The sequence below is a fragment of the Streptomyces sp. NBC_00568 genome, assembly GCF_026341855.1.
Classification (GTDB): domain Bacteria; phylum Actinomycetota; class Actinomycetes; order Streptomycetales; family Streptomycetaceae; genus Streptomyces.
The window spans coordinates 599,398-621,239 of record NZ_JAPENW010000001.1; the positions used below are offsets into that span (position 1 = coordinate 599,398).

The following is a 21,842-nucleotide window of genomic DNA, read 5'->3' on the forward strand; positions in this document are numbered from 1 at the left end:
CTCAACCCGCCGGCGCGATGGTGACCTTGACGTGTTTCATCAGGGGCTGGTCGCTCTGGAGGCTGTAGTCGCCGATCGCGCACAGCACGTTCATCTCCGGCATGTACCCGGCCGCGCAGCCGCGCGGGATGTCGTAGGGAATGGCCAGGTAGCCGTCCAGACCGCGGTGGCTGCCGTCCTTGGCGGTGCTGACGATGTCGACCGGGGCGAACTCGGAGATGCCGCGTTCGCGCATGTCGTCCTCGTTCATGAAGACGAGTGTGCGCAGGTTCTTGACGCCCCGGTAGCGGTCGTTGTCCGAGTAGATCGTCGTGTTCCACTGGTCGTGGGAGCGCATGGTGCCGAGCGCCAGCGTGCCGGGAGCGGGGACCACGTCGGGCAGTGAGGCCGTGGAGAACTCGGCGCGTCCCGTCGGAGTGAGGAAGACCAGTTCGCGAGCGGGCTGTTTGATGCGGAAGCCGAGCGGAAGCCGCACGCGGCGGTTGCAGTCCTCGAATCCGTCGAGGGCCCGCGCCATCGTGTCGCGGATGCGGTCGTAGTCCTCGATGTACCACTCCCACGGAGTCTCGCTGTCCGGAAGGGCGGCGCGGGCCATTCCGGCGATGATCGCGGGCTCGGACAGCAGGTGCTTGGAGGCGGGGCGCTTCATGCCGACGGACAGGTGGACCATGCTCATCGAGTCCTCGACCGAGGTGCTCTGGACGCCGCCTCGCTGGTGGTCCTTCTCGGTCCGGCCCAGGCACGGCAGGATGAGCGCCCGGCGGCCGTGGACGAGGTGGCTGCGGTTGAGCTTGGTGCTCACCTGGACCGTGAGGTCGCAGTTGCGCAGCGCCGCGTAGGTGTACGGGGTGTCGGGCGCGGCGAGCGCGAAGTTGCCGCCCATGCCGACGAACACCTTCACGTCGCCGCGGTGCATGGCGTGGATGGTGGCCACCGTGTCCATGCCGTGCTCGCGGGGCGGGTCGATCTTGCAGACCTCGGCCAGCCGGTACAGGAACTCCTCACTGGGGCGGTGGTCGATGCCGCACGTCCGGTTGCCCTGGACGTTGCTGTGGCCGCGCACCGGCGAAGGACCGGCGCCTTCCCGGCCCAGATTGCCGCGCAGCAGAAGGAGGTTGACGATCTCTCGCACGGTGTCGACGCCGTGTTCGTGCTGGCTGACACCGAGACACCAGCTGATGATGGAACGGTCGGCGTCGCGGTAGACGCGGGCGGCCTTGAGGATGCCGTCCCGGTCGATCCCGGACTGGAGCTCGATCTCGTCCCAGGACGTGGCCTCGCACACCGCGCGGTACTCGTCGAAGAACGCCGTGTGGCGGTCGATGAACTCCTGGTCGACGGCCTTGGGGTCGGTCCCGGACTGCTCCAGGATCGCCTTGGCCATGCCGCGCAGGAGCGCCATGTCGCCGCCGATGCGGGGCTGGAGGTTCAGGGTGCTGGTCCGGGTGGACTTGAAGAGGGCCATGTCCGTGAAGTCGTGCGGAACGATGGTGCGGGTGGCGGCCGCCTCGACCAGTGGGTTGACGTGCACGATCTGGGCGCCGCGGTGGTAGGCCTCGGCCAGCGCGGTGAGCATCCTGGGCGCGTTGGAGGCGGCGTTGACGCCCATGATGAACAGGGCGTCGGTGGTCTCCCAGTCCTTGAGGTCGGCGGTCCCCTTGCCGGTGCCCAGGGACGCCTGGAGAGCGCGGCCACTGGCTTCGTGGCACATGTTCGAGCAGTCGGGCAGGTTGTTCGTGCCCAGTTCACGGGCCATCAGCTGATAGAGGAACGTGGCCTCGTTGCCGAGGCGGCCGGAGGTGTAGTACGACGCCTGGTTCGGATCGTCGAGTTCCCGCAGGACACGGCCGACCAGTTCGAACGCGTCGCGCCAGCTGATCGGCACATAGTGGTCCGACTCCGGGTCGTAGACCATCGGCTCGGTCAGCCGGCCCTGGTCCTCCAGGGCGTAGTCGCTCCAGCCGAAGAGTTCGGTCACCGAGTGGGCGGCGAAGAACTCCCGGCCGACCCGCTTGCCGGTCATCTCCCAGGTGACGTGCTTGATGCCGTTCTCGCAGATGTCCAGGTGCAGGCCCTTGGTGTCGTCGGGCCACGCGCATCCGGGGCAGTCGAAGCCCGTGTTCTCGTGGTTCATGCGCATGATCGCCCGCGGGCCGTCCACGAGGGCGCGTTCGCGCACCAGGAAGCGGCTCACGCTCTTGGCCGCACCCCAGCCGGCGGCGGGGTGATGGTACGGATGGAATTCCGGTTCACCCTGGGGGTCGGGCCCCACACGGGACTCCAGGCCCTCCTGGCCGTCCTGGGATGCGTTCAAGAGTCTCACCGAGCCTAGGACTGGGGTCGTCGTCCGTGATTCGCGGCGTGCTTGCGGCGGCTCTTCTTCTTCCGGCGTCGCTTCGAGGACATGGGAACCTCCCTCACTCGCAGGACATCGGGAAGCGTCCTGAACTCCGGGGATCCACGATTCCATACATCACATATCGTCGCGATTCGACCCGATAATGCCTCGAAATGCACGGATATGCTGTCAATAGTTCCATTCAACTCATCCTTCGACCCCCTCCCCCAGGAGCAGGCATGCCCAGCGAACCCGCGCCGATCAGCGAGGCTGCCCGGCACGCTCTCGAGCAGGAACTCGCCGACCTCCGCACCGAGCGGGGAACGGTCGCGGCGACCCTGCGGGACTCCGACGCGGAGGTGGGCGACAGCGCCGACGAAGCGGACGAGTTGCAGCGCGCCGACGATCTCCGGCGGCTGGACGACCGTATCTCCGACATCACCACACGCCTCCGTCAGGCGGAGTCGGCCGGCCCGCCGCCCACCGACCTGGTCGGCGTGGGCAGCACGGTCACCGTGCGGTTCTCGGACGGCACGGTGGAGACCGTTCAAATCGGCGAGACCGCCGCGGTGTTGGACCGGACGCTCGTCACGGCCGACAGCCCGCTCGGCAGCGCACTGCTCGGCCACCGGGCGGGAGACACCGTGAGCTTCGAGGCACCCGACGGGCCCGCGAGCGCCGTGGTGGTCTCGCTGGGCGAGTCACCCGAGCGCAGCGGCTGACCGCGGCGACCGACCGGTCCCGTCAGTTCCCGTAGCGGGCAGGCGGCCCCGCTAGTACTCGTAGCGGGAGGGCGGGAAGGGGTCCCGGGACCGCCGGGTGACGTTGCCCGTCGGAATCCGGCCGGCGCCCACCTCGAGGTCGATCTCCTCGCGCTCTCTCCTGTACGCGGATTCGGGGTCCTCCGTCGGACCGGCCACCAGACCGGCTTCCCGCCGCTCGCGCTCGGTCCGCGCGTACAGCTCGTCGTCGTTCACCCGCAGGGGCATTCCCCTGTTGTGGGCGTGCTCCGGATCGCCTTCGACATCCCGGTTGGACTTGTGGTGCGTCATGCGCCGCCTCCTCAACTGACTACCCGGCGTTCACGCGCCCGGGTACGCCTTCGATGTCAGGAGTCCTCCGTCCCGTCCTTCGTCGTACGTTCCTTACTCGTTCGCCGTTTCGCCGGCGGTCTGCCCGCTGTCCCGCTCCGGGCCGTTGCCCGGGGCGCCCTTGCGCACGGTGCAGTGGACCGAGCCGTCCCGTCCGTCGGCGACGATCGTGTCGCCGGGTTCGGCCTCGCCACCGAGCAGCAGCTCCGCGATGCCGTTGTCGAGTTCCGTCTGGATCGTGCGCCGCAACGGGCGCGCGCCGAACTCCGGTTGATGACCATGGGCGATCAGCAGCTTCTTGGCCGCCTCCGTCACCTCGAGCTTCATGCCCTGCGCGTGCACCCGGCGTTCGCTCTGCCCGAGCAGATGACCGACGATCTCCGCCAGGTCGTCCTCGGTGAGGCTGTGGAAGATGATGATGTCGTCGATGCGGTTGAGGAACTCGGGCAGGAACCGGGTCCGCAGTTCGCCCATCAACGCGTCCTTGAGCTCGGACACGTCCCCCTTGTGGTCGAGGATGCGGTGGGCGCCGATGTTGGACGTCATGATCACGACGCAGTGCCGGAAGTCGACGGTGCGGCCCTGGCCGTCCGTGAGGCGCCCGTCGTCGAGGATCTGGAGCAGCGTGTTGAAGACATCGGGGTGCGCCTTCTCCACCTCGTCGAACAGGACCACGCTGTACGGCTGCCTGCGGACCTTCTCGGTGAGCTGGCCCGCTTCGTCATAGCCGACGTATCCCGGAGGCGCTCCGACGAGACGCGCGACCGTGTGCTTCTCCTGGAACTCGCTCATGTCGAAGCGGATCATGCGGTTCTCGTCGCCGAACAGCAGCTCCGCGAGGGTCTTGGCCAGCTCCGTCTTGCCCACGCCGGTGGGGCCGAGGAAGAGGAAGGAACCCACGGGTCGGTTCGGGTCGCCCATGCCCGCCCTGTTGCGGCGTACCGCCTGCGAGACGGCGGTGACCGCCTCGTCCTGGCCGACGATACGGGCGTGCATCTCCTCCTCCAGCTTGAGGAGCTTCTCCTTCTCGCTGGCGGTGAGTTGGGACACCGGGATGCCGGTGCGCCGGGAGACGATGTCCGCGATGTCGCGGGCGGTCACGGACACGACACCGGCGCGCCGCTCCTCGATCCCCGCGAGCTCGCCCTCCGCCTCGGCGATCCGCCCCTTCAGCTCTCCCGCGCGCTCGAAGTCCTCGGCACCGACGGCCTGATCGCGTTCACGGCGCAGTTTCGCGATGCGGTCCTCGCGTTCGGCGACCTCGGTCGAGCGGCCGGCGCCGCGCAGCCGCACCCGCGCGCCCGCCTGGTCCATCACGTCGATCGCCTTGTCGGGCAGGAACCGGTCGCTGATGTACCGGTCGGAGAGTTCCGCCGCGGCGGCCAGGGCGCCGTCGGCGAAGCGGACCTGGTGGTGCGCCTCGTACGCGTCGCGCAGTCCCTCCAGGATCTGCACGGTCTCCTCGACCGTCGGCTCCGGAACCATCACCGGCTGGAAGCGCCGTTCGAGCGCGGCGTCCTTCTCGACGTACTTGCGGTACTCGTCGATGGTCGTCGCACCCACCACGTGCAGTTCTCCGCGGGCGAGGGCGGGTTTGAGCATGTTGCCCGCGTCCATCGAGCCCTCGCCGGTCGCGCCCGCGCCGACGACCGTGTGCAGTTCGTCGATGAAGAGGATGATCTCTCCGTCCGACGCCTGGACGTCCTCGATGACCTTCTTCAGCCGCTCCTCGAACTGCCCGCGGTACTGGGCACCCGCCACCAGGCCGGACAGATCGAGCGAGACGACGCGCTTGCCCTTCAGGGTGTCGGGAACATCGCCGGACACGATGCGCTGCGCGAGTCCCTCGACGATCGCGGTCTTTCCGACGCCCGGCTCTCCGATGAGCACGGGGTTGTTCTTGGACCGTCGCGAGAGGATCTCGATGGTCTGCTCGATCTGCTCGGCCCGTCCGACCACCGGGTCGAGCCGCCCGGCCTTCGCCTCTTCCGTCAGGTCCCGTCCGAACTCGTCCAGGGTCGTGGCGGGCTTGTCTGGCTCGGCGGGACGGCTGTCCGGGCGGGCGGCCCGTTCCGTGAGGCCCGCCAGCTTCTGCGCGTCCTGCCCCTCGGCACGCAGCAGCTGGGCGGCGCCGGTGTCGGCGTCGCCCAGCAGGGCGCCGAGGATGTGCTCGGGGCCGATGTAGGACACACCGGCCGCCTGCGAGCGGGCGAACGCGGTGGCGAGGGTGCGTTTGGCCGCCGGGGTGAGGCCCGGTTCCGAGGACGGTTCGCTGGTCTCCCGGGGAAGCACCTCGGCCAGCTGGGAGGCGAGGGTGTCGGGATCCACGTCCGCCCGGGCCAGCAGCGAGCGCGACGGTTCCACTCGCGTGGCGGCCCAGAGCAGGTGCTCCGTGTCGAGATCGGACGAGCCGTCCTGCAGGGCGCGCTGTGCGGCCAGGTTGAGGAGTTCCTGCGAGGACTCTGTCAGCAGTCGTCCGATGGGCACTCGCTGCACCGCCGGGGGTGATGACGCGGGCGACATCCCGAAGAAGCGGTTCAGCATTTCACCGAAGGGATCGGACGCGCCGAAACCGTACGACGACATCGACATGGGCAGCTCCCGGAGCGGTGTGAGTCCTTCCACCATTTCGCGGCGCCTATTGCTCCGCAACCGGAGCGGCCATCCGCGACACCAAGGCCATGACCTGCGGAAATGCCTTGGCGAAACGGCAAATCGCCGCAGGGAAAGGTGCGTTGACGGACTCCGGAGAACGGGCACGGAATCCGGGCCCGGCCCCGCTTCCCGGCAGGGCGGAACCGGGGGCCGGAACCCGCTCCCGGCAGGGTCAGGCCGTGTCCGTGCTCGCGTCGCTCCACGGGTCGAGGGCCACCACGGCCTCGTCCGTGTGGACCAGGAACGTCAGGGTCTGGCGGAAGTACAGGTCGATGCCGAGGGAGTCGTGGGCCGTGTAGCCGATGGCGAGATCCTCACCGAGCCGCAGCTCGTAGTCGCCGCCCCGGGTGGTGAGCAGGAAGGCCCCCTCCATGGCGGGGGCCCAGATCAGCCGGCCGTCGAGCATCCGGCCGAGGTGGGCGGCGATGGGGTAGCCGTGGTCGGAGGTCTCGCTGACCGCCGTGTACGCCTCCGCCCCCAGCAGCAGCGCGTACGGGCCCTGCACGCCCGCCAGACGGAGGGTGCTGAGCGCGTGGCTGACCGCGTCCGGGAAGTCGCGCGGCTCCGCGGGAAGACGGAGCACGGGGTTGGAGGTGCGGGCGCGAAGACCGTCGATGCCGGCCGCCGCGTACCCGTTGAAGACGGTCTGGTCCTCGGCGAAGGCCATGGTGCGGGCGGCGTCCTTGACCGGCTGCCAGTCGGAGTCCTTGGCGCCCCGGTCGACGTCGTCGACGGCGGCACGGCTCACTCTGAACGGCACCGTCAGCTCGACCAGGGGCTGCACCTGGCGCAGCCGTGCGGTGACACCGGGTGACGGCCCGTCGATGCCGGTCAGGTGGCCCGTCCCCACGGCCGCGCGTTCGGCGCCATCGGGGCCCGAGACGTCCACCGCGCGCCGGCCGGCGAGGTTGCGCCGGAAGGTGCGGCGCGCCTCGTCCTCGATCTCGGCCCAGGCCGCGGGTGTGATGGGGGCGAGTTCGCGGTGCAGGTTGCCGGTGCCGTCGAGCGTGGTCATGTTCAGGCTCCTTTGAGGCTGCCGATCCCCAGTGAGCCGTCCGCCGCCGCCGGCTCGCCGGAACCGGCGGGGAGGTCGGCCGCCGTCTCGTCGGAACCGGCGGGGAGGTCCGCCGCCCGTTCGCACGGAGGGGCGGGGAGGTCGTCGAGGAAGTCCACGGTCGGCACGTGGAAGAGGCATCCGGTGATCGCGGTCGAGAAGTCGAGGATGCGGTCGTGCGGGGCCCGGCCGTCTCCGAGGAACATGTTCCGCAGCATCTGCTCGGTCACCTCGGGGGTGCGGGCGTATCCGATGAAGAACGTGCCGAACTCGCCTTCTCCCAGGGTGCCGAACGGCATGTTCTCCCGCACGATCTTGCGTTCGCCGCCGTCCTCGTCGGTGATGGTGTTCAGCGCGACATGGGAGTCGGCCGGCTTGACGTCGTCGGGGAGTTCGACGTTGGCGAGCTTCGTGCGCCCGATGACCTTCTCCTGCTCGTCCGACGGCAGCGCGTTCCACGTCCGCAGGTCGTGCAGGTACTTTTGGATGATCACGTAACTGCCGCCCTCGAACGCGGGGTCCTCGTCACCGACGATCACGGCTTCGGCGGCGGGCCGTCCCTCGGGGTTCTCGCTGCCGTCGACGAAACCGAGCAGGTCGCGTTCGTCGAAGTACTTGAACCCATGGACCTCGTCGACCACCGTGACCGCGCCGTCCAGCCGTTCCACGATCAGCCGGGCCAGTTCGAAACAGAGGTCCATCCGTTGGGCCCGGAGGTGGAACAGGAGATCTCCCGGCGTGGACGGGGCCCGGTGCCGCTTCCCCGTCAACTCCACGAACGGGTGCAGCTCTTGGGGGCGCGGCCCGCCGAACAGCCGGTCCCAGACCGCCGATCCGATGCCGACGATGCAGCCGAGCTCGTCGCCGGGCGCCCGGAAGGCGACGGAACGGCGCAGCCCCGAGACATCCTCCAGCAGGCCGCGGACCGTGTCCTCGTGCCCCGGCGTGACGGTGACCACGAGGAACACGGTGGCCCTGGCCGGTCGGGAGATCACAGCCTGTGGCTCGGCCAAGGGTCGGCCTCCTCATGAGACGTGGAGGTGTCCGTCGTGCGCGGACCGGTCGGTTCCTCCTCCCATCCTGCTTCGTCCCGGGGGAAACCGCGCGGGAACCGGGCGCGCCGGCGGTGCCCTCAGCCGCTCACGATGCCCACGACGACGTTGATGGCCGTCGCGAGAATGCTGGTGCCGAAGACGTACGACAGGAGGGAATGCCTCAGCACGATCGAGCGGATCGCCGAACTCGAGACGTCGGTGTCGGAGACCTGATAGGTCATTCCGAGGTTGTAGCTGAAGTAGAAGAAGTCACGGTACGCGGGCGGGTCGTCCGCGTTGAAGTCGATGCCGCCGCCGGCCTCGTAGTACACGTAGGCGTAGCGGGTGGCGTACATCAGATGCAGGGCGGACCAGGCCAGGAACACCCCGAACAGGGCGGTCACGGCCGCGGCGTGGCCGTTGTCGGCCTGGCCGCGCACGAGCAGCAGCACGATGGCGAACAGCCCGCACAGGGCGACCGCGACCACCACGAGTTCGTCGGTCAGGGGCCGGAAGTCCTCGCGCCGCGTGTTGTCGCGGGTGGCCGCGGCGGTCATGGGCCACAGCACCAGCCAGCCCGCCAGGACGAAGAACAGTTCGGTGGCGGCGATCCCGGCCAGCAGGCCCAGGATGGCATCGGTCGGCAGTGCGACGGCCACGCCCACCAGTGCGCCGAGAACGACCGCGCCCGTCAGGCGCGGCACGGCATCCAGGGGCAGGATCATCCTCATACACCGCCACGGTATCCCCGTGGCAGCCGGTCGGCCCGGCGGAACCCGCCGCCCGGAGCACCGGCTTCCGCCGGGCCGGCCGGCGACGGCGGCGGACGGGCCCGCCCTTGGGACGGCGACGGACCGGCTCGCTCCGGGGCCGCTTCTCAGACGGGGAACAGCAGGCAACTGCTGGTGGTGTGGGCGAGCAGCCGGTCGGCCGCGTCGAAGAGCTCGGCCTGGGCGAGGGCCGTGCGGCGGCCGCTGCTGACGACGGTGCCGACCGCGCGGACCGTGCCGGTGTCCACGGTGACCGGCCGCAGGAACTTCACGGTCAGGTCGAGTGAGGTGTATCCGGTGCCCGGGGGCAGCACGGACTGCACGGCGCACCCCGCCGCGGAGTCGAGCAGGGTGGCGTAGACGCCGCCGTGAACGCTTCCGATGGGGTTGTAGTGCTCCTCCCCCGGGACCAGAGCGAAGACCACGCGTCCGTGCTCGACCTCCTCGAGGGTCATGCCGAGGGTCGCCGAGATCGGCGGTGCGGGCAGCCGTCCGGCCTGCATCTCGCGGAGGAAGTCGAGGCCGCTGTACCGGCCGACCGCGGCGGCGGAGACGGTCGGGTCCTCCCAGTCGTACGTGCGAGACCTGCCCATGACGCTCCCCGTTCCCTTGACGTTGCCCGATCTAGCTTTGCTTTTCGAAGTTAGCCAGTCCCACGTCTGGATGTCAATGTCACAGCCAGCCTACGATGGGGCCCATGACGTGGCTCGACACAAGCACCGAGAACTGCACGGTCCAGCGGACGCTCGACCTGATCGGCGAGAAATGGTCGATGCTGGTCCTGCGCGACGCCATGAACGGCGTACGGCGCTTCGAGGACTTCCGGCGGCATGTCGGGCTCTCCGAGAGCGTGCTGGCCGACCGGCTGCGGAAGCTGGTCGCGGCCGGGATCCTGGAGACCGTTCCGTACAGCGAGCCGGGCAGCCGCACCCGGAACGAGTACCGGCTCACCCGCAAGGGCTGGGAACTGTGGCCCGCCATGATCGCCCTCAAGCAGTGGGGCGACCGCTACACGGCGGACCCCGAAGGTCCGCCCCTCGAGGTCGTGCACGCCGACTGCGGCGAGGAGGTGCGCACGACGGTCGTCTGCGGCGCCGGGCACGGCGCCCTGATTCCGCCGGAGGCGCGCACCCGCCCCGGCCCGTCGGCGAGGCGCGCCGACTCCCCGCCCGACTCCCCGCCCGGCTGACGCCAGGCGGGGAACGGGCCAGGAAACGGGACCGGTACCGGGCCGCCTCGTGGTGCCGGAGCCCGGCTCGTGGCAGCGTGGCCCCGTACGGGCCGTCCCAGCACGTCGGACATGGACGTCCGTCGCACGGGCATCTGGTTCGCGTGACCGGCACAGCGGTGCATCTCGTACGGCGACCGCTGCGCGGGAGGGACCGACCAGTGGAGGAACGATGAGCACGGAGACGGGGCCGCCGGCCCGCGAACGGTGGGCGGCGAGGGCCTCGCTGGCCGCGGCGGCGCTCGCCGTGGCGGTGCCGCTCGTCTTCGGAGGCGTACGCGGATTCCTGCTCCTCCTCGCCGCGCTCGCGGGCATGGCCGTCGCGGCGGCGGCCCTGTGGTGGACGCTGACCCGGCGAGGTCTGGTGCGCTGGATCGCGGGGCTGCTGGCCGTCGTCGTCCCCATCGCCGTCATCGTGGTCCTCGCGATCACCCTGCTGTGGACCCTGCTGCTGTCCCCCGTGCTGTGGATCCTCGCGGTGTGGAGCGGCCGCTACGCGCTGCGGAGTGCCCGCGGCCGTGTCCGGCCCATGAAGGAGCACCGCACCCCACCGCCACGGCGTCCCTTCGTCCTGATGAATCCCCGGTCCGGCGGCGGCAAGGTGGCACGGTTCGGACTCGTGGAGAAGGCCGAGCGGCTCGGCGCGCGCGTCGTCCTCCTCGACCCGGAGCACCATCAGGACGTCACCGCGCTGGCCCGGCAGGCGGTCGCGGACGGAGCGGATCTGCTGGGCGTCGCGGGCGGCGACGGGACGCAGGCGCTCGTCGCGGCCGTCGCCGCCGAACACGGTCTCCCGTTCCTCGTCGTCTCGGCCGGCACCCGCAACCACTTCGCCATGGACCTCGGACTCGACCGCGACGACCCCTCCACCTGCCTCGATGCCCTGTCGAACGGGGTCGAACTCCGGGTGGACCTCGGCTTCGCCGGGGAGCACCCCTTCGTCAACAACGCCTCGTTCGGCGCGTACGCGGCCGTCGTCCAGGATCCCGCCTACCGCGACGACAAGATCGGCACCATCCTGCAGCTCCTTCCGGACCTGCTGACCCGCCAGCGCGGACCGCAGCTGACCGCCCGCGCCGCCGGCACGACGCTGGAGGCCCCGCAGGCGCTGCTGGTGAGCAACAACCCCTACCGCACGAACGACCCGGCCGGTCTGGGCCGCCGCGAGCGGCTCGACTCGGGACTGCTGGGCATCCTCGGCGTCAAGGTGGACAGCGCCGTCGAGGCCGCCGCCCTCCTGCTCTCCCCGGACCCGCAGGGCCTCTCGGTGCTCACCGCGCGCGAGGTGGTCGTCGGCGGCGACAGCGAGGAACTCGAGGTCGGCATCGACGGCGAGGCCATGATCCTGCCCACCCCGGTGCGCTGCCGTGTCGAGCCGGGCGTGCTCCGCGTCCGCGTCCCGAGGAAGCGGCCGGGCGTCCCCGCGGCCCAGCCCACCCTGGACTGGCGCCGGCTGCTCGCGCTGGCGATGCTCGTGGGCCGCACGGCCGGCGTACGACGCCCCGGCCACAAGCCGAAGCCGGAGCCACGAACCGACAAGCCCTGAGCACCGCTTCGGCCGGCAGGGCCGTCAGCCGTCCCCCGTGGGACGGAGGGGACCGCGCTCGGCGCGCGGGAGACCGCGCGGAAGACTGATGGCGAAGACCGTGCGGCCGGGACCGCTGGACAGGCCGACGGTGCCGCCGTGGGCGAGGACCAGGGAGCGGGCGACCGCGAGCCCCAGCCCGCTGCCGCCCCGGTCGCGGCTGCGCGCCTTGTCGACGCGGTAGAAGCGGTCGAAGACCTGTTCCTGCTCGGCGTCCGGGATACCGGCGCCGGAGTCGAGGACGCGGACGACCGCCGCGTCGGTGGACACGGACAGTTCGACGCCCACCGCGGTGCCGGGCGGGGTGTGCACCGCGGCGTTGGTGAGCAGGTTGTCCAGGACCTGACGGATGCGCAGCGGATCCAGACGCAGCCGTACGGGTCCGGGGCCGACGGTCGCCGACAGGGTGTGGCCGGGGTGGCCCGCGCGGAAGGCGTCCACGGCGTCGCGGGTCAGCGCGGCGAGGTCGGACTCCTCCAGGCGGAGCGGGGTCTCGACCTCGGCGGCGTCCAGCCGGGCGAGCAGCAGCAGGTCGTCGAGGAGGACACCCATCCGGGCCGCCTCGGCACGCAGCCGGGCCAGGTGCTTCTCGCGCTCCGCGGGCTCGTTGGCGGCGGCGTACTGGAAGAGGTCCGCGTAGCCGCGTACGGACATCAGCGGGGTGCGCAGTTCGTGCGAGGCGTCGGCGACGAACCGGCGCAGCCGCTGCTCGGCCTCGGTGCGCACGGCGAGCGAGTCGTCGATGTGTTCCAGCATGGTGTTGAACGCGGTGCGCAGTTCCTGGACCTCCGGGCCGCCCTTCCCGCCTCCGGCGCGCACCGGGAGCCGGGCCGAGCCGGTGAGGTTGTGCGAGGTGATGCCCCGGGCGGTGTGCGCCATGTCGCTGATGGGCCGGAGGCCGCGCCGCAGCACCGCCCGGCCGGCCACGACGAGTGCCAGCAGGGCGAGGGCGAACGCCACGACCTGGACGGTGATGAGCTGCCGTACGGTGCCCTGGAGGTCGGCCATGGGCGCGGCGGTGACCAGGACCACTCCGGGTTCGACCTCGCAGGCGCGCAGCTTGTAGGCGCCCTCTCCGTCGATCCGCGCGTCCCGCAGGCTGTGCGCGGAGCCCTCGGGCGGCAGGGCCTCGGCGGCGGCCGTGAGGGCGACGGTGTCGGCGGGCACGTCGGCGGGTTCACGGAGCACGGCCCGGCCGCCCCTGACGTCGTAGACGGCGGTGAACCAGCCGTAGTAGGGCTGCTGCCGCACGGTGCCGTGGGACGCCGCGTCCTTGGACTGGGCGATCTGGACGAGCTTCATCTGCTGGCCGAGCTGGCGGTCGAGGTAGTCCCTCATGTACGTCGTCAGCGCCGTGCCCACGACGGCGAACACGACGAGCGACAGCGCGCCCATCCCGAGGGCGAGCCGGGTACCGAGGCGGGTCCGGCGATACGTCTCCCGGAAGCCGCGCGGACGGACGGACGGAGCGCGTGACTCCCGGCTCCTCACGCGGCGACCTGCCGCACCACGTAACCGACGCCGCGCACGGTGTGGATGAGCGCCGTCCCTGCGTCGTCGGTGCCGTCGAGTTTGCGGCGCAGCCGGCTGACGACGAGTTCGACGACGTTCGAGCGGCCGCCGAAGCCGTACTCCCAGACGTGGTCGAGGATCTGGGCCTTGGTGAGGACGGTGGGCGACTTGCGCATCAGGTAGCGCAACACCTCGTACTCGGTGGGGGTGAGCGTGAGCAGCCGGCCCGAGCGCCGTACCTCGCGGGTGTCCTCGTCCATGGTCAGGTCGGCGACCGTGAGCACGGAGCGCTGGAAGCCGGGTCCCGCGCTGCGGCGCAGCACGGTGCGCAGCCGGGCCATGAGTTCCTCCACGGCGAACGGCTTGACCAGATAGTCGTCGCCGCCCCGGGTGAGGCCGGCGACCCGGTCGGCGACTCCGTCGCGGGCGGTGAGGAAGACGACGGGCACCATCGTTCCGGACTGCCGCAGCCGGTCGAGGACGGCGAATCCGTCCAGGCCGGGCAGCATCAGATCGAGCACCACGATGTCGGGGTGGAACGCGGCGGCCCGGCGCAGCGCCTCCTCGCCGGAGTTGGCCGTGACGGCCTCCCAGCCCTCGTAGCGGGCGACCGTCGCGACGAGATCGGCTATCGGAGGGTCGTCGTCCACGACCAGGAGGCGCACTTTTTCCACCCGCCCATAGTGCTTCACCCGACGGGCGGCGCCATAGCCGCGGCGGCCGGTGATCCACATCGATAAGCACTTGAAAGTCGGCCGACAGGAAAACGACAGCTCTCACCCGGCAGGCTCGGTATCCCCACGACCGAACGAGGAGCTGCCCTCCGTGACCACAGTCGACCGCGTCCAGCCGCCCCCCACGGCGATACGCCCGAGGGTGGTGGCCCGCACCGGCCTGTACGCCCTGCTCGCGGCGAACGCCGTCGTGGTGGCGGTGTTCTTCGTCCGGGCCGGGTTCGCCTCGAACACGCTGATCGTGCTGGGCCGGTTCACCGGCCTGTACGGCGCGCTGCTGATGGCCTTCCAGCTGGTGCTCGTCGCCCGGCTCCCCTGGCTCGACCACCGGATCGGCATGGACCGGCTGACGTCCTGGCACCGCTGGGTCGGCTTCGGCCTGCTGTGGACGCTGCCGTCGCACGTGGTCTTCATCGTCCTCGGCTATGCCGAGGGGACCCCGACGGGCCCGGTGGACGAGCTGGTGGAGCTGGCCACGACGGTCGAGGGTGTGCTGCGCGCGCTCGTCGCCCTGGTGCTGATCATGACGGTGGGCGCGGTGTCGGCCCGCTGGGCCCGGCGCCGCCTGGCGTACGAGACCTGGCACTTCATCCACCTCTACACCTATGTCGCGGTGGTGCTGGCGTTCACGCACCAGGTCGCGGCCGGCACGACCTTCACCGCGTCTCCCGCGGCCACGGCGTACTGGTGGACCCTGTGGGGCGGGGCGCTCGGCGCGGTGCTCGTCGGCCGGGTGGTGCTGCCGCTGTCGCGGAACCTGCGTCACCGGCTGCGGATCTCGGCCGTCGTACCGGAGTCGGACACCGTCGTGTCGATCTACGTCACCGGACGCGACCTCGACCGGCTGCCCGCCCGGGCGGGCCAGTTCTTCCTGTGGCGGTTCCTCACCAGGGACCGCTGGTGGCAGGCCAATCCGTTCTCCCTGTCGGCCGCGCCGGACGGCACCCGGCTGCGCCTGACCGCGAAGACGGCGGGTGACGGCACGGCCGCCCTGCGCCATCTGAAGGTGGGCACACGGGTCTTCGCCGAGGGGCCCTACGGCGCCTTCACCGCCCTGCACCGCACCCGTCCGGAGACGCTGCTCATCGCGGGCGGCGTCGGAGTCACCCCGATCCGGGCGCTTCTGGAGGACCTGCACGACCATGTGGTGCTCATCTACCGGGTGGCCGCCGACCGGGACGCCGTGCTCCTGGACGAGCTGCGCGAACTCGCCGCCGCCAAGGGGGCCGAGCTGCACGTGGTGACCGGCCCGGCGACGCCGGACAGGCTGGCGCCGCGCGAGCTCGCCCGGCTGGTGCCGGACGTCGCCGACCGGGATGTCTTCGTGTGCGGGCCGCCCGGCATGACGAGCGCGGTGCTGCGCACCCTGGGCGATCTGGGTGTGCCCAAGGCGCAGATCCATTTCGAGCGTTTCAGCCTGGCGGGATGAGAGGGACACCATGAAACGAGCACTGCCTGTCGTGGCCCTGTCGATCGCGGGTCTGATCCCGCTGTGGCGCTACGCACCGTCGCAGGACACCCCTACCACCACGGAGGCCGCCGAGCCCGCCCCGAACTCACCGTCGACGCCGTCCTCTTCCTCTCCTTCGTCGTCCTCGTCGTCCTCGTCGGGCGCGGCCTCGCGAGTCGTCCGGGGCAGCACGGTCACCACCGCGAAGGGTGTCGTTCAGGTCGAGGTGACCTTCGAGGGCGACACGATCGGTTCGGTGCGGATGCTCCAGCAGCCGGACCACCCGCAGACCACCGCGGCCGTGCCGAAGCTGATCGAGGAGACGCTCCAGGCGCAGAGTGCCGACATCGACACGGTGTCGGGCGCCACGATCACCAGCGACGGATACGTGACGTCGCTCCAGGCCGCCCTCGACGCGAAGGGTTCGTGAGTGCGCCGCGTCGAACACGTCATGGGCTTCCCGGTCTCGCTGCTGATCGGCGACGAGGACGCCGTCGAGGAGACCGCGGACCCGGTGCTCTCCTGGCTGCGTGAAGTCGACGCGCGGTTCAGCCCGTTCAAGCCCGGCAGCGAGGTGTCCCGGCTGAGCCGGGGCGAGTTGGACCGGGCCCGGATCAGTCCGGATCTGGCCGAAGTCCTCGGTCTGTGCGAGGAGTTCCGCGTCGCGAGCGGCGGCGCGTTCGACGTGCGGCTGCCCGGTCGCGGCCTCGACCCGTGCGCGGTCGTGAAGGGCTGGTCGGTGCAGCGGGCCGCGGAGTTGCTGACAGCGGCCGGGGTGCGCGCGTTCTGTCTCAACGCGGGTGGTGACGTGGTGACCGCCGGCGGCCCTTGGCGAGTGGGTGTACGCCACCCGGAACTGGCCGACGCCTTGTGCACGGTGCTGGAGATCACCGACGGGGCGGTGGCCACGTCCGCGCGGTACGAGCGGGGCGACCACATCCTCGACGGACGCACCGGCCGGCCGGCGACCGGCCTGCTCAGCGTCACGGTCGTGGCGCCGTCGCTGACCGAGGCGGACGCGACGGCCACGGCGGCCTTCGCGCTGGGCGCGGAGGGCGTCGAGTGGGCCGCCTCACGCGAGGGCTGCGAGGTGTTCGCGGTCGACACCGCCCACCGCGTCTTCCGCACGGCGGGTCTTCCCGTGGCGAGTTGAGCGTGGCGGGCGGTGACGCTCATGGCGGGGTGAGCGTGGCGGGCGCGCCCGTGGCGGGGTGAGCACGGCGGGCGTGCCCGTGGCGGGTGAGCACGGCGGGTGCGCCCGTGGCGAGTTGAGCGTGGCGGGCGATGGCGCCCAGGGCGACGCGGGATGGCGGGCGGTGACGCTCATGGCGGGGTGCCCGTGGCGGGTTGAGCGTGGCGGGCGCGCCCGTGACGGGTGAGCACGGCCGGCGGTGACGCCCGTGACGGGTGAGCACGGCGGGCGGTGACGCCCGTGACGGGTGAGCACGGCGGGCGGTGACGCCCGTGACGGGTGAGCACGGCGGGCGGCGGGCGGCGCGCCTCACGCGAACCCGCCGTCGCGGGCGGTGCGGCGGACGCCGCCCGGCGTGAGGGCCTCGCACCGAAACACGCCGGAAGCGTTGACGTGCCCCTGTCGGAAACCTATCTTCTGGTCGAACCTCCGCACAGCGTACGAGATTTCGAACATCTTGGGCCGTCAAAGGGGACTCACCATGTTCCGCACCCGCCACTGGTTCGCCCTGGGAGCAGCGCTGCTGGCGCTGCTCGCCTCCTTCCTCACCCAGCCCGCCGCCGCGGCCGACGGTCGGCCGTACACGAACCCGGTCAAGTCCCAGAAGGGCGCGGATCCCTGGCTGGAGTACTACAACGGCAGCTACTACCTGGTGACGACGTCGTTCACCAACGAGCTGACGATGCGCAAGTCTCCGACGCTGGCCGGGCTCGCCACCGCCCCCAGTGTGCGGATCTGGTCGGACACCACCTCCGGCCGCAACGCCAACTTCTGGGCGCCGGAGATCCACTTCATCGACGGCAAGTGGTACCTGTACTACTCGGGAGCGCAGAGCGGGGCCGCCTGCTGCGACACCCAGCGCACCCATGTCCTGGAGAGCGCGGGCTCCGACCCGATGGGCCCGTACACCTACAGGAACACCCTCACCGGCTCCAACCTCGACCCCGGCGGCTGGCTGATCGACGCCAGCGTTCTCCGGTACGGCGGCAAGCTGTACCTGGTGGGCAGCGGCTCGGTCGGCGGCAGCAAGCAGAGCCTGGTCATCGCGCCGATGAGCAATCCGTACACGCTGAGCAGTTCGGCCTTCACCGTCATCTCCAGCCCCACACTGAGCTGGGAGACCTCCGGCGCCCCCGTCAACGAGGGGCCCGAACCCCTCTACCACGGCGGCCGGACCTTCCTCACGTACTCCGCCAGCTACTGCCAGACCGCCGACTACAAGCTGGGCCGGCTCGAGCTGACCGGCACCGATCCGCTCAACCCCGCCTCCTGGACCAAGAAGCAGACCCCGGTCTTCCAGCGCGACGACGCCGCCGGGGTCTACGGCCCCGGCCACAACGGGTTCTTCACCTCGCCCGACGGCACCGAGAACTGGATCGTCTACCACGCCAACAGCTCCGCGAGCGGCGGCTGCGGCAACGGGCGTACGACCCGGGCGCAGAAGTTCACCTGGAACGCCGACGGCACGCCCGAGTTCGGCACCCCGGTCGCGACCGGCACCACGCTGGCGGGCCCCTCCGGGGAGACGGCCACGACCCCCACGGCGTACACCGTGGTGAACCGCAACAGCGGCAAGTGCCTGGACGTGGAGGGCTCGAACACCGCGGACGGCACCAACGTCTTCCAGTGGACCTGCACCGGTGGCGCCAACCAGAAGTGGCGCGTCGAGGACCAGGGCGACGACACGAGCCGCCTGGTGAACGCCGCCACCGGCAAGGTCCTGGACACCGCCGACTGCTCCGCCGCCGACGGCGCCGACCTCCGCCAGTGGAGCTGGCTGAACAACAACTGCCAGCGGTTCAGGCTCATTTACACCGGAAGCGACTACGTGCGGATCGTCAACGCGAACAGCGGCAAGGTCGCCGACGTGGCCGGCTGCGGTACCGGCGACGGCATCGACGTACGCCAGTGGACCTGGCTGAACAACACCTGCCAGCAGTGGCAGCTCAAGCCCACCGTCTGACACCGGGAGAGCAACGACCATGCGACATCTCATCGCCCGCCTGCTGACCGCGGTCCTCGCCACGCTGGCCCTGCTGGCCACCGGCACGCCCGCCCAGGCGGCGGCCCCGGCCTCCCCCGCGGTGACCTTCACCAACCCGGTGGCCGAACAGCGGGCCGACCCCCACATCTTCAAACACACCGACGGTTACTACTACTTCACCGCGACGGTCCCGACGTACGACAAGATCGTGCTGCGCCGGGCCACCACCCTCCAAGGGCTCGCCACCGCTCCGGAGACCACCATCTGGACCAAGCACGCGAGCGGTGTGATGGGCGCGCACATCTGGGCACCGGAGATCCACTTCATCGACGGCAAGTGGTACGTCTACTTCGCGGCCGGGTCGACCAGCGACGTGTGGGCGATCCGGATGTACGTCCTGGAGAGCTCCGCCGCGAACCCGCTGACCGGCGGCTGGACGGAGAAGGGACAGATCGCCACCCCGGTCTCCTCCTTCTCCCTCGACGCGACCACCTTCGTCGTGGGCGGGGTCCGCTATCTCGCCTGGGCGCAGCGCAATCCGGCCGAGGACAACAACACCAGCCTGTTCATCGCCAGGCTGGCCAACCCCTGGACCATCAGCGGGACTCCAGTGGAGATCTCGCAGCCCACGCTGTCCTGGGAGACCGTCGGGTACAAGGTCAACGAGGGCCCCGCTGTCATCCAGCACGGCGGCAAGGTGTTCCTGACCTACTCGGCCAGCGCCACCGACGCCAACTACTGCCTGGGCATGCTGACCGCGTCCTCCTCCGCCGATCTGCTCAACGCCGGTTCCTGGACGAAGGGTTCGCAGCCGGTGTTCCGGAGCAGTGCCGCGACCTCGCAGTACGGTCCCGGCCACAACTCGTTCACCGTCTCCGAGGACGGCAGGTCGGACGTCGTCGTCTACCACGACCGCAACTACAAGGACATCAGCGGCGACCCGCTCAACGACCCCAACCGCCGCACCCGCCTGCAGAAGATCTACTGGAACGCCGACGGCACCCCCGCCTTCGGCATCCCGGTCGCGGACGGCGTCTCCCCGATCCGCCTCTCCTCGTACAACTTCCCGGACCGGTACGTCCGTCACTGGGAGTTCCGCGCGAAGATCGAGGCGAACGTCACCAGTCTCGCCGACTCGCAGTTCCGTGTCGTGACCGGCCTCGCGGGCACCGGCACCGTCTCGCTCGAGTCGGCGAACTACCCCGGCTACTACCTCCGTCACAAGAACTTCGAGGTGTGGGTGGAGAAGGACGACGGCACCACCGCATTCAAGAGCGACGCCACCTTCCACCGGCGGTCCGGCCTCGCCGACACCGCCTCCGGCGTCTCGTTCGAGTCGTACAACTACCCGGGCCGGTACGTCCGTCACTACGACTACCTGCTCCATGTGCAGCCCGCCGACACGACGGCGGCCAAGGCGGACGCGACGTTCTACACCGAGTAGACCGGACGCCAGGGGCGGATGCCGGGCGACCGGCGGTGCGGGGCCCCGCACCGCCGGTCGCCCGGTATCGAGGGCGCGCGCGGCGGCCCCGGTCTCCGACGGGTGATCAGCTCCAGCGGACGGGCAGGGTCCGATAGCCGTGCCCGATGAATGACTCGGCGAGGCGCGCCGGCCCCCGCGACACGTCCGCGCTCAGGGTGGGGAAGCGCTCGAAGAGAGCCGGGAGGGCGATCGAGGCCTCCAGCCGGGCCAGTGGGGCGCCGACGCAGTAGTGGATACCGTGGCCGAAGGCGAGGTGCTCCTTGTCGACGCGGGTGATGTCGAAGCGGGCCGCGCTCTCGCCGTGCCGCAGCGGGTCACGGCCGGCCGCCGCGTAGGTCGCCAGGATCGCGTCACCGCGCGGAATCAGGGTGCCGTCGGGGAGCTTGATGTCCTCGACGGCGTAGCGCAGTGGGAGGTTGGCGATCGAGGGGGCCCAGCGCAGGGTCTCCTCGATGACCTCGGTCCAGGGGATCTCACCCGACAACACGCGGGCGAGCTGGTCGGGGTGGGCGAGCAGGGCGTGGACCGCGTTGCCGATGAGGTTCACGGTCGTCTCGTGGCCCGCGCCGATGACGAGCAGGAGCGTGTCGATCAACTCCGCCTCGGTGAGCTGGGATCCCTCCTCGTCACGGGCGGCGATGAGCGCCGTCGTCATGTCGTCGCCCGGGCGCTCCCGCTTCGACTCGACGAGCCGGTCCAGCAGTTCGTGGATCTCCCGGTACGTGGCCATGGCCTGCTCGGGGCCGAGGGTGGTGTCCATGTTCGCCTCGATGAGACGCGCGATGTCGGCGCGCCCCTCCTCCGGCAGGCCGAACAATTCGCAGATCACCCGCATCGGGAGCGGGTGCGCGTAGGCGGAACGGAGGTCGGCCCGTTCGCCCGGGGCCTCGGCCATGCGGTCGAGGAGATCGGCGGCGATCTCCTCGATACGGGGCTCCAGCGCGTCGGTGCGCCGCTTCGTGAACGCGGGGGAGACGAGCTTGCGCAGCCTGCGGTGGTTGGCGCCGTACGCGGTGAACATGTTGGTGACGCCGACCCAGAGACTGACCCAGCTCTCGCGGTACGTGCCGTCGATCCACGCGGGCCAGTGCTGGTTGGGGTCCTTGGAGACCCGGTCGTCGGCGAGGAGCTGCTTGAGCGTCTCGTACCGGGTCGGGAACCAGGCCGGTATCCCGCTCGGGAGTTCGACGAGAGCGGCGGCGGGGGCGCCTCCCTGGTCCCGTGGGGTGCGGTGGAGGCCGCGTAACCGCTCGGCCTCCCCGTGAATGTCGGCGCCGGTGGGGTCGATGACGAAAGGCTGCTCCGGCACGTGGGCTCCTGTCGCGGGTGGGTCACCAGTCGAGGTGCGGCGTCTCGCGCAAACGGTCGATCACGGTCCGCCGCATCGTAACCCGGCTCCCTCCGAGGTGCGGAACAGGGAGAGGACGCCTCAACACCCGTACAGATATAGAGAGTTGCTGACGACCCGGCAGGCCGGAGCTCGGGTGGGAAAGCCCGGCCCCGCCGGGCACGAAGACTGCCCGGCCCGGGCGCCAGGACTGCCCGACGGGCCTCGGACAGACGCCGACCGCGTCAGAACACGACCGTCCGGCCCTCGCGTCGAGCCTGCCGGGCGGTGCGGGAGACGCCGTGCGCCTTCAGGCCGTCGGCGCCCATCAGGGAGATCCGGCCGCCGCTGTCGCCCTGTTCACCTTCCGCGCGACGGCCCTCGAGCGCCTACGATCCTGCC

Annotated in this window: 18 protein-coding genes; 8 read left to right on the forward strand and 10 right to left on the reverse strand. The window is 70.8% G+C overall.

Translation table 11 applies throughout. From position 1 onward, the window contains the following. Position 1: 1 nt before the first annotated feature. Positions 2–2,314 carry an FdhF/YdeP family oxidoreductase gene (locus tag OOK38_RS02615; RefSeq protein WP_266763705.1) on the reverse strand — a complete coding sequence of 771 codons (2,313 nt, stop codon included), beginning with the start codon at positions 2,312–2,314 and terminating at the stop codon, positions 2–4. A gap of 263 nt (positions 2,315–2,577) precedes the next feature. On the opposite strand from OOK38_RS02615, the gene OOK38_RS02620 reads away from it, so the two are divergent. Next, positions 2,578–3,060 (forward strand): GreA/GreB family elongation factor, encoded by a 483-nt coding sequence (locus tag OOK38_RS02620; RefSeq protein WP_266763704.1) that lies wholly within the window; start codon positions 2,578–2,580, stop codon positions 3,058–3,060. Positions 3,061–3,111: 51 nt separating this feature from the next. On the opposite strand, the gene OOK38_RS02625 is transcribed toward OOK38_RS02620, so the two are convergent. The 6 genes from OOK38_RS02625 to OOK38_RS02650 form a co-directional block, all read right to left on the reverse strand. Then, entirely contained in the window at positions 3,112–3,390 is a 279-nt protein-coding gene (locus OOK38_RS02625) for a hypothetical protein (protein ID WP_266763703.1), read from the reverse strand. Positions 3,391–3,483: 93 nt separating this feature from the next. After that, positions 3,484–6,021, reverse strand: a complete 2,538-nt coding sequence (locus OOK38_RS02630; RefSeq protein ID WP_266763702.1) for an ATP-dependent Clp protease ATP-binding subunit — start codon at positions 6,019–6,021, stop codon at positions 3,484–3,486. A 235-nt stretch (positions 6,022–6,256) separates the two neighbouring features. After that, positions 6,257–7,099 (reverse strand): family 1 encapsulin nanocompartment shell protein, encoded by an 843-nt coding sequence (locus OOK38_RS02635; RefSeq protein ID WP_266763701.1) that lies wholly within the window; start codon positions 7,097–7,099, stop codon positions 6,257–6,259. 2 nt (positions 7,100–7,101) lie between these two features. Further along, positions 7,102–8,151, reverse strand: a complete 1,050-nt coding sequence (locus OOK38_RS02640; protein WP_266763700.1) for a Dyp-type peroxidase — start codon at positions 8,149–8,151, stop codon at positions 7,102–7,104. 119 nt (positions 8,152–8,270) lie between these two features. Then, a complete protein-coding gene (locus OOK38_RS02645) occupies positions 8,271–8,903 on the reverse strand; it encodes a DUF1345 domain-containing protein (protein WP_266763699.1) in 633 nt (210 codons plus the stop codon). 146 nt (positions 8,904–9,049) lie between these two features. Then, positions 9,050–9,535, reverse strand: a complete 486-nt coding sequence (locus OOK38_RS02650; protein WP_266763698.1) for a PaaI family thioesterase — start codon at positions 9,533–9,535, stop codon at positions 9,050–9,052. Positions 9,536–9,639: 104 nt separating this feature from the next. Between OOK38_RS02650 and OOK38_RS02655 the strand changes: the two genes are divergently transcribed. Beyond that, positions 9,640–10,131, forward strand: a complete 492-nt coding sequence (locus tag OOK38_RS02655) for a helix-turn-helix domain-containing protein (protein WP_266763697.1) — start codon at positions 9,640–9,642, stop codon at positions 10,129–10,131. A gap of 211 nt (positions 10,132–10,342) precedes the next feature. After that, on the forward strand, positions 10,343–11,716 hold the full coding sequence (locus OOK38_RS02660; RefSeq protein ID WP_266763696.1) for a diacylglycerol kinase family protein: 1,374 nt from the start codon (positions 10,343–10,345) through the stop codon (positions 11,714–11,716). A 24-nt stretch (positions 11,717–11,740) separates the two neighbouring features. On the opposite strand, the gene OOK38_RS02665 is transcribed toward OOK38_RS02660, so the two are convergent. Both OOK38_RS02665 and OOK38_RS02670 read right to left on the reverse strand, forming a co-directional pair. After that, on the reverse strand, positions 11,741–13,246 hold the full coding sequence (locus OOK38_RS02665) for a HAMP domain-containing sensor histidine kinase (RefSeq protein ID WP_266848077.1): 1,506 nt from the start codon (positions 13,244–13,246) through the stop codon (positions 11,741–11,743). Further along, entirely contained in the window at positions 13,243–13,941 is a 699-nt protein-coding gene (locus tag OOK38_RS02670; RefSeq protein WP_266763694.1) for a response regulator transcription factor, read from the reverse strand. Before OOK38_RS02670 ends, OOK38_RS02665 begins: the two co-directional genes overlap by 4 nt. A 151-nt stretch (positions 13,942–14,092) precedes the next feature. On the opposite strand from OOK38_RS02670, the gene OOK38_RS02675 reads away from it, so the two are divergent. The 5 genes from OOK38_RS02675 to OOK38_RS02695 all read left to right on the forward strand — a co-directional run bounded on the left by OOK38_RS02675 (position 14,093) and on the right by OOK38_RS02695 (position 20,071). Further along, the gene (locus OOK38_RS02675; RefSeq protein ID WP_266763693.1) at positions 14,093–15,430 is read left to right on the forward strand and encodes a ferredoxin reductase family protein; all 1,338 of its coding nucleotides are present in this window, start codon (positions 14,093–14,095) and stop codon (positions 15,428–15,430) included. 10 nt (positions 15,431–15,440) lie between these two features. Continuing rightward, on the forward strand, positions 15,441–15,881 hold the full coding sequence (locus OOK38_RS02680) for an FMN-binding protein (RefSeq protein ID WP_266763692.1): 441 nt from the start codon (positions 15,441–15,443) through the stop codon (positions 15,879–15,881). After that, positions 15,882–16,604, forward strand: a complete 723-nt coding sequence (locus tag OOK38_RS02685; RefSeq protein WP_266763691.1) for an FAD:protein FMN transferase — start codon at positions 15,882–15,884, stop codon at positions 16,602–16,604. Between the two features lie 520 nt (positions 16,605–17,124). Beyond that, the gene (locus OOK38_RS02690) at positions 17,125–18,606 is read left to right on the forward strand and encodes a family 43 glycosylhydrolase (protein ID WP_266763690.1); all 1,482 of its coding nucleotides are present in this window, start codon (positions 17,125–17,127) and stop codon (positions 18,604–18,606) included. Positions 18,607–18,625: 19 nt separating this feature from the next. Continuing rightward, the gene (locus OOK38_RS02695) at positions 18,626–20,071 is read left to right on the forward strand and encodes a family 43 glycosylhydrolase (protein ID WP_266763689.1); all 1,446 of its coding nucleotides are present in this window, start codon (positions 18,626–18,628) and stop codon (positions 20,069–20,071) included. 106 nt (positions 20,072–20,177) lie between these two features. Here the strand turns inward: OOK38_RS02695 and OOK38_RS02700 are convergent, their stop codons facing one another. After that, on the reverse strand, positions 20,178–21,422 hold the full coding sequence (locus OOK38_RS02700; RefSeq protein ID WP_266763688.1) for a cytochrome P450: 1,245 nt from the start codon (positions 21,420–21,422) through the stop codon (positions 20,178–20,180). Positions 21,423–21,842 lie beyond the last annotated feature (420 nt).